Consider the following 7,319-nt stretch of genomic DNA (forward strand, 5'->3'; position numbering starts at 1 on the left):
TAGCCTTCCAAGCTAATTACGAGGGTTCGATTCCCTCTACCCGCTCCATTTTATTTAATATGCGTCTTTAGCTCAGTTGGATAGAGCAACGCCCTTCTAAGGCGTGGGCCGGGGGTTCGAATCCCTTAAGACGCACCATAAACATTGGGATATCGCCAAGCGGTAAGGCACCACACTTTGACTGTGGCATTCGTAGGTTCAAATCCTGCTATCCCAGCCATATGATTCACTAGCTCAGTTGGTAGAGCACATGACTTTTAATCATGGTGTCCGGGGTTCGATTCCCCGGTGAGTCACCAAATTTTTTAAGGCTCCTTGGTCAAGCGGTTAAGACACCACCCTTTCACGGTGGTAACAGGGGTTCAATTCCCCTAGGAGTCACCATAACAAGGTTCTTGCAAAAGCAGGAGCTTTTTTTTTATTAAATAATAATAAGGTATTTCAAGTAATGAAATATTATAAATGTGAAGAAGCGTGGATAATGTTGATTATTTCTATAAATAAGTGTATATTTATAAAAATGGAGATGAAATTATGGTTATAGACAAAAGAATTTTTAGAGCAGAGTTTATAAGAAGACCAGATAGATTTCAAGCTCTTGTGAGTTTTAATGATAAAGAATTAATAGTTCATGTTCCAAATACAGGAAGATGCAAAGAAATATTAATTCCTGGCTCCACAGTTTTATTAAGAGAGGAGCTTAATCCTACTAGGAAAACACTTTATGATTTGATTGCAGTATATAAGGATAATAAAATCATTAATATAGATTCACAAATTCCCAATAAGGTCGTTGATGAGGCCTTGAAAAATAAAAGAATACATAATCTAGTTAAATATAATATAATAGAGAGAGAAAAAACATTTGGAGCTAGTAGATTTGATTTTAAACTATCTAATGAGAGTGGTGAAGAGTATTATCTTGAGGTAAAGGGTGTGACACTTGAACTTGGTGGTAAAACTATGTTTCCAGATGCACCTACGTTAAGGGGAAAAAAACATTTATTAGAGCTTATAGAAGCTAAAAAAATAGGTTTTGGTGCTGGGATATTATTTCTTATCCAAATGAGTAATATAAACAGTTTCTCTCCATATGATGATATGGATGGTGCTTTTTGTGATGCATTAAGGTTAGCATCACAAAATGGTGTGGATATTTTTGCATATGAATGTGAAGTTGGTGAAAATTTCATAACTTTAAGTAAGCCAGTTGAAATTTTTTTGTGAATTTAAATAGAAATTAAGGAGGTAATAATTTGAAATTTATATATTGCCCGATTTGTGGAATGAAATTGATAGATAGAAATAGTTGGGATGAAGGCGCAGTGCCATATTGCCCTGTAGATGATGTTATGTATTTTGATACACCAAAACCATGTGTAGTAGTTGCAGTAATGAAGGGGAAAGAAATTTTACTTCTTAAACAAAATTATACTTTTAAGAATTCAAAAGTTCTAGTGTCAGGATATGTAACTAATGGAGAATCTGTTGAGGAAACTGTATATAGGGAAGTAAAAGAGGAAACAGGAATTACAATTGGGGATATAAAATATTTAGGTAGTGATTATTTAGCTTCTAAAGAAATCATAATGTTAACTTTTATGGCTAAGTATGTTGAGGGTGAGATAAATAAGTCACCTGAGGTTGATTGGGCCGAGTGGGGAAACGTAGAGGATGCAATTTGTGAAATGAGTGAAGATGAAATAGGAAAAAGAGTTGTAAGAAAATTATTAAGTGAGATTGAATATAAGGGTCAAAAGGCCTACAGGTGCGATATTAAGATGGAAGATTAAAATTCATTATAATAATTTAAGAGGAAATTAAATAATTTGAAATAGAAAGAAGGATAAAAATGGAGAGAGACAGTAATTATAAAAATCCAATAAAAAAAGTACCTCAAGTAACGGGAAATTTGAGGAGTCATATGATAGAACTACCAACTGCAATAAGAGATGCTAGTGGTATTCTAATATTTGGGAAAAGATTAAAATCTTTTGTTTTTACTACAGATGTAGCAGTTATAAGAAACACAAATGCTGATGCAGTTATTGCAGTATATCCGTTTACACCGCAGCCAATAATAACAGAAGCATTAGTCCTTGCGGCAGATTTGCCAGTCTTTTGTGGCGTCGGAGGAGGAATTACTACAGGCAAAAGAGTAACTAATTTAGCACTAGATGCTGAATTTAAGGGTGCTATGGGAGTAGTAGTTAATAGTCCAATATCTAATGAAGTTATAACACAAATAAGGGAAACTATAGATATTCCTATAATAGTTACAGTTGTATCAGAATTTGAAGATATAGAAGCAAGAATAAGGGCAGGTGCAACTATAATTAATGTCTCAGGAGCTAAAAGGACGGCTTATATAGTTAGTAAAATAAGAGAAAAACACCCTGATTTTCCTATAATAGCTACCGGAGGCACAAATAATGAATCTATAAGAGAGACTATAAAAGCAGGAGCAAATGCAATTACATATACACCACCAATAGTAGCAAATATATTAAATGAAATAATGATTAAGTACAGAAAAATTTATGAGAAAGAAAATGATGAAGAATAATTTATAATAAATATGATTGATAGATTGATGTTAATTAAAATGGTAGGTGATAAAAATGGCTGTAGGCGGAGATAATTGCGATAAATGCCCTGAAGCTTTGACAAAACATTGTGACGGTGAAGGTTTGGAATGTGTATGCAGAAGATGTCCAAGAAATTTAGGACAGTGTTTAACTACAAAATACTGTAGAGAAACTGAATCTATAATTAATATATAAGATTAGTTATGGAAAAATAATTAATAAAATATTAGGTACATGCTATTAGAACATTTTATGTTTTAATAGCTTTATTTTTTTTATATATAAATAATTTAACTAAATAAGAATTGAAAATCCAAATAACAGGAAGACTAAGATTAATATTTTAAATTAAGAGCATAGGAGTGGAATTATGGTTTGGAGTGAAATAAAGATGAGAGTAGCACAAAATTGCCATGAATATAAAACTAAATATTCTATGGGACTAATAAATAGCATTAGCTTTGGACCAGCAAGTTGTGATGGGTGTGTTAATTATGTAAAAGGAAAATGTGCAGATGGATTATTTGATGAAATTAGGGAGATAATAAGTGTAAATTAACTAGTTTCCAAATTATAAGGAGGACAAATATTATGCCAAATATACAGCAAATGACCCATGTAGCAAATAGCTGCAATGGATATGACTCAGTAGGAACAGGATTTCAATCTTCAATAGGCACAGCCTTTAGTAAAAGTTGTGGTAATTGTAAGCATTTAAAAAATAATAAATGTGAAGTTAATTTATATGATAAAGTTTTAGCAGGATTAGATCAAGGTTAACATAAATAATAACTTTGAAATCAGATAAAGTATTATTACAATCACAATTAAAGGACTATATAACAAATTCAATTTTGTTATATAGTCCTTTAAATATTTAATTCTTAAATTCGTTTTAACAAGATTGATTAATCAATATATTTTAAAATAATATAACATTTACACAAGTTATGCATAATATTCATAAAATTATTTATAATATTCAGCTATAAAACATTGAGAAATTTATATTAAAGTGTTAAAATAAATAAAAAGTGGAATGATCCACAACTCGGAGGCTTAATTATGCATAAAAGACTATTTATACCAGGACCAGTAGAAGTATCAGATGACGTACTTCAAAAGATGGCGACTCCTCAAATAGGACATAGAGGTAAAGAAGCATCAACGCTTCAAAGAAGCATAAGTGATAAAATGAGAAAAGTATTTAATACTAAAGAAGAAATACTACTTTCAACTAGTTCAGGAAGTGGACTAATGGAAGGTGCAGTTCGTTCATGTACAGCAAAAAGAGCAGCAATATTTTCGGTAGGAGCATTTGGGAAAAGATGGTTTGAAATGTGCATTGCTAATGGTGTACCAGCAGATAAATTTGATTGTGAATGGGGTAAACCTACAACGGTGCAAATGCTTGAAGAGATTTTAGCAACTGGAAAATACGATTTAATAACTATTACTATGAATGAGACTTCAACAGGGCTTATGAATAATGTGCAAGCGCTTAGTGTCATTTATAAAAAGTATCCTGAAGTTGTAGTATGTGTTGATACAGTTAGTAACGCTGCTGGAACAGAAGTAAAAGTTGATGAATGGGGAATAGATATTTGTATAACTTCAACTCAAAAATGTTTAGGACTCCCTGCAGGAATGGCTATTTGTACATTCTCGAAAAAAGCAGTAGAAAGAGCTAAACAAGTAATAAACAGAGGAGTATATTTTGATTTATTAGGACTATATGAGTGTATACAAAAGAAGGATTATCAATATACATCTACTCCGTCTCTTTCACATATGTTTGCTTTAGATTATCAATTAGATAAGATATTAGAAGAAGGGCTAGAGAATAGATACGCAAGGCATCTTGCTTGCGCTGAGCTTGTACGCGAATGGGCTAGAAAATACTTTGAAATATTTCCTGATGAAAACTTTATGTCAAACACATTGACTTGTGTTAAAAACACAAGAGAAATTAGTATTTCTGATTTAAACAAGCAATTAGGCGAGAAGGGTTTTGTTATTTCTAATGGGTATGGAAAATTAAAGGACAAGACATTTAGAATTGCTCACATGGCTGAAACAACACCACAAGAAATAAAAGATTTATTAGCAATTATTAACGAAATTTTAGCACTTAAGTAATTAGTAATAAAATATAATTAAATTAAGAATGAAAGATTTAAGTTAAATTTTTCATTCTTAATTTAACTTTGGATAAGAATTGAAGATTTATATAATTGTAAAGTGGGATGAAGTTAGACAATCATAGTTTTAGCAATGAGGTTATAATAAAAAAGTGTTTTTATATTAGGGAGGATGATGATCATGATTAGAGTATTAGTTACTGATGGTATGGATAAAAGTGCTATAAAAGAATTAAAAGCTAAGGGTTTTGAAGTTGTTGAGGAATTTTATGAGCCTGAAGTTTTAGGTAAAGAATTAGAGGAATTTGATGTAATTGTGGTAAGATCTGCAACAAAAGTCAGACAATCAATAATTGATAAGGCGGTTGCAGCAGGAAGATTAAAACTTATAATTCGTGGTGGAGTTGGAGTTGATAATATTGATGTAGCATATGCTATAGAAAATGGTATAACTGTCGCTAATACTCCCAATGCTAGTATCGCATCTGTTGCAGAACTTACACTTGCTCATATGTTTGCGGTATCAAGATTTATTAATATTTCTAATGTATCTATGAGACAAGGTAAATGGGATAAGAAAAAATATCAAGGTGTAGAAATTGGCGGAAAGATTTTAGGACTAGTTGGATTTGGAAGAATAGCAAAGGAACTAGCTAAAAAAGCTACTGCACTTGGAATGACAGTTATATATACAGATATAACTGGAAAAGCTAAAGGTTTTGATGAATATGAATTTTGTAAATTAAATGATTTATTAAAAAGAGCGGATTATGTATCAGTACATATACCATTTATTAAAGAGCAAGGAGCTACTATACGAAAAGAACAATTAGATATGATGAAGGATGGATCATTTTTAATAAACTGCGCTAGAGGCGGGGTAGTTGACGAAACGGCTCTAGTAGAAGCTTTAGATAATGGAAAATTAGCAGGTGCTGGGATAGATGTATTCATTGAAGAACCAACAAAAAATGAAGCTTTAGTTAATCACCCAAAAGTTTCTGTGACTCCACACATTGGTGCAGCAACAAGAGAAGCGCAAACAAGAATAGGTACTGAGATAGTAAGTATTATTTGCGATTTTTTCGAATGATTTAGCAACCTTCAGGAGGAATATTTATGACAGTAGTAAGACCATTTAAAGCTTATAGACCACAATTAGATTTAGTAGAGAAAGTAGCAGCTCTTCCCTATGATGTTATGAATAGTGAAGAGGCTAGAGAAACAGTAAAAGGGAATCCTTATTCATTTCTACATGTTGATAAAGCAGAAGTAGATTTAGCAGAAGGCATAGACATACACAGTAAGCAAGTTTATGTTAAAGCTAACGAAAATCTTCAAAAAATGATTAATAATAAAGTATATAAACAAGATGAAAAACCATGTTTGTATATTTATAGGCAAATAATGAATGAAAGATCCCAAACGGGAATAGTCGCATGTGCATCTATTGATGATTATATAAATAATGTTATTAAAAGGCATGAGCTAACAAGGGCGGATAAAGAGCTTGATAGATTTAATCATGTTGACTACACAAATTGTAATACTGGACCAATATTCCTAACATATAAACATAAAGATGAAATAAATGTCGTAGTAAAAAAGTGGACTCAAACGAAAACACCAGTATATGATTTTAAAACAGAAGAGGGAGTATCTCAGATTGTTTGGGTAATAGATGAGGAAGCAATTATTAATAAGCTATCTACTGTATTTGCTAAAGTAGATTATTTTTATATAGCGGATGGTCATCATAGGTCAGCTTCAGCTGTTAAAGTTGGGTTAAAAAGAAGACATGATAACCCATCATACATAGGGGACGAGGAGTTCAATTTCTTCTTATCTGTAATATTTCCAGATAATGATTTATATGTAATGGATTATAATAGGGTTGTTGAAGATTTATTTGGAAATTCTTCAGAAGAATTCTTAAATAAAGTCTCTAATAAATTTGATATAACGTTATACAAAGGTGAAGGCCAATATAAGCCAGAATCACAAAGAACATATGGAATGTTTTTAGATGAAAAGTGGTATAAATTAAAAGCTAAAGAAGGAACTTTTAATATTAGTGATCCAGTTGATAAATTAGATGTATCAATACTTCAAAAGAATTTATTAGGGCCTATTTTAGGAATTGATGATCCAAGAACGAATTCAAGGATCGATTTTATAGGTGGGATAAGGGGACTTGGAGAACTTGAAAGAAGAGTAAGAGGTGGAATGAGCGTTGCGTTCTCTATGTTTCCTACGACAATGGATGATTTAATGGACATATCAAATGTAGGAAAAGTAATGCCACCTAAATCAACTTGGTTTGAACCAAAATTACAAAGTGGAATATTTGTTCATGAACTATAATTTAACATCATTGTAGAATTGAGTTACTATAAGAAAAAAGACCATGCATATGCGTGGTCTTTTTTCTTATATAGGGTATAATTAAATTATAGTGCGAGCTGCGAAGCAGCACGCAAACGCGTGATGTTTCCTCTTGGAAATGGAAGCAATTCTATCTTCATTAGTAAGTTATTAACATATAGTAGGGGAATCCTACTAGGTAAGGTCTAACCAACTACCTGTACCT

General features: G+C 31.8%; 9 protein-coding genes and 4 tRNA genes. All 13 read left to right on the top strand.

Going from position 1 to position 7,319, the window contains the following annotated elements; all coding sequences use genetic code 11:
• The first annotated feature begins 61 nt into the window (after positions 1-61).
• The 13 genes from VIM70_RS00165 (at position 62) to VIM70_RS00225 (ending at position 7,093) form a co-directional block, all read left to right on the top strand.
• Positions 62-138 (top strand) — tRNA-Arg (locus VIM70_RS00165).
• Between the two features lie 7 nt (positions 139-145).
• Positions 146-220, top strand: a tRNA-Gln gene (locus tag VIM70_RS00170).
• A 3-nt stretch (positions 221-223) separates the two neighbouring features.
• Positions 224-299, top strand: a tRNA-Lys gene (locus VIM70_RS00175).
• 10 nt (positions 300-309) lie between these two features.
• A tRNA-Glu gene (locus VIM70_RS00180) sits at positions 310-384 on the top strand.
• A gap of 150 nt (positions 385-534) precedes the next feature.
• Positions 535-1,227 (top strand): DNA/RNA nuclease SfsA, encoded by a 693-nt coding sequence (gene sfsA, locus VIM70_RS00185; protein WP_331942928.1) that lies wholly within the window; start codon positions 535-537, stop codon positions 1,225-1,227.
• 29 nt (positions 1,228-1,256) lie between these two features.
• Entirely contained in the window at positions 1,257-1,793 is a 537-nt protein-coding gene (locus VIM70_RS00190) for an NAD(+) diphosphatase (RefSeq protein WP_331942929.1), read from the top strand.
• 59 nt (positions 1,794-1,852) lie between these two features.
• Positions 1,853-2,566: a hydrolase gene (locus VIM70_RS00195; protein ID WP_331942930.1), complete on the top strand. Its 714-nt coding sequence runs from the start codon at positions 1,853-1,855 to the stop codon at positions 2,564-2,566.
• Between the two features lie 55 nt (positions 2,567-2,621).
• Complete coding sequence (locus VIM70_RS00200; RefSeq protein WP_331942931.1) at positions 2,622-2,783, top strand: hypothetical protein; 162 nt, start codon at positions 2,622-2,624, stop codon at positions 2,781-2,783.
• Positions 2,784-2,958: 175 nt separating this feature from the next.
• Complete coding sequence (locus VIM70_RS00205) at positions 2,959-3,147, top strand: hypothetical protein (protein ID WP_331942932.1); 189 nt, start codon at positions 2,959-2,961, stop codon at positions 3,145-3,147.
• Between the two features lie 32 nt (positions 3,148-3,179).
• Positions 3,180-3,368: a hypothetical protein gene (locus VIM70_RS00210; protein WP_331942933.1), complete on the top strand. Its 189-nt coding sequence runs from the start codon at positions 3,180-3,182 to the stop codon at positions 3,366-3,368.
• A gap of 285 nt (positions 3,369-3,653) precedes the next feature.
• Positions 3,654-4,727 carry an alanine--glyoxylate aminotransferase family protein gene (locus tag VIM70_RS00215; RefSeq protein WP_331942934.1) on the top strand — a complete coding sequence of 358 codons (1,074 nt, stop codon included), beginning with the start codon at positions 3,654-3,656 and terminating at the stop codon, positions 4,725-4,727.
• Positions 4,728-4,910: 183 nt separating this feature from the next.
• Positions 4,911-5,822, top strand: coding sequence for a D-2-hydroxyacid dehydrogenase (locus VIM70_RS00220; protein ID WP_331942935.1), 912 nt, complete (start codon positions 4,911-4,913; stop codon positions 5,820-5,822).
• A gap of 26 nt (positions 5,823-5,848) precedes the next feature.
• Positions 5,849-7,093, top strand: coding sequence for a DUF1015 domain-containing protein (locus VIM70_RS00225; protein ID WP_331942936.1), 1,245 nt, complete (start codon positions 5,849-5,851; stop codon positions 7,091-7,093).
• Positions 7,094-7,319 lie beyond the last annotated feature (226 nt).

It is taken from the genome of Clostridium sp. (genome assembly GCF_036569345.1).
Taxonomy (GTDB): Bacteria; Bacillota; Clostridia; order Clostridiales; family Clostridiaceae; genus Clostridium_AD.

Coding starts and splice junctions, on each gene's coding strand:
- VIM70_RS00195 (WP_331942930.1), top strand. CDS start 1,853: ATGGAGAGAGACAGTAATTATAAAAATCCAATAAAAAAAGTACCTCAA.
- VIM70_RS00225 (WP_331942936.1), top strand. CDS start 5,849: ATGACAGTAGTAAGACCATTTAAAGCTTATAGACCACAATTAGATTTA.
- VIM70_RS00200 (WP_331942931.1), top strand. CDS start 2,622: ATGGCTGTAGGCGGAGATAATTGCGATAAATGCCCTGAAGCTTTGACA.
- VIM70_RS00220 (WP_331942935.1), top strand. CDS start 4,911: ATGATTAGAGTATTAGTTACTGATGGTATGGATAAAAGTGCTATAAAA.
- VIM70_RS00215 (WP_331942934.1), top strand. CDS start 3,654: ATGCATAAAAGACTATTTATACCAGGACCAGTAGAAGTATCAGATGAC.
- sfsA (WP_331942928.1), top strand. CDS start 535: ATGGTTATAGACAAAAGAATTTTTAGAGCAGAGTTTATAAGAAGACCA.
- VIM70_RS00210 (WP_331942933.1), top strand. CDS start 3,180: ATGCCAAATATACAGCAAATGACCCATGTAGCAAATAGCTGCAATGGA.
- VIM70_RS00205 (WP_331942932.1), top strand. CDS start 2,959: ATGGTTTGGAGTGAAATAAAGATGAGAGTAGCACAAAATTGCCATGAA.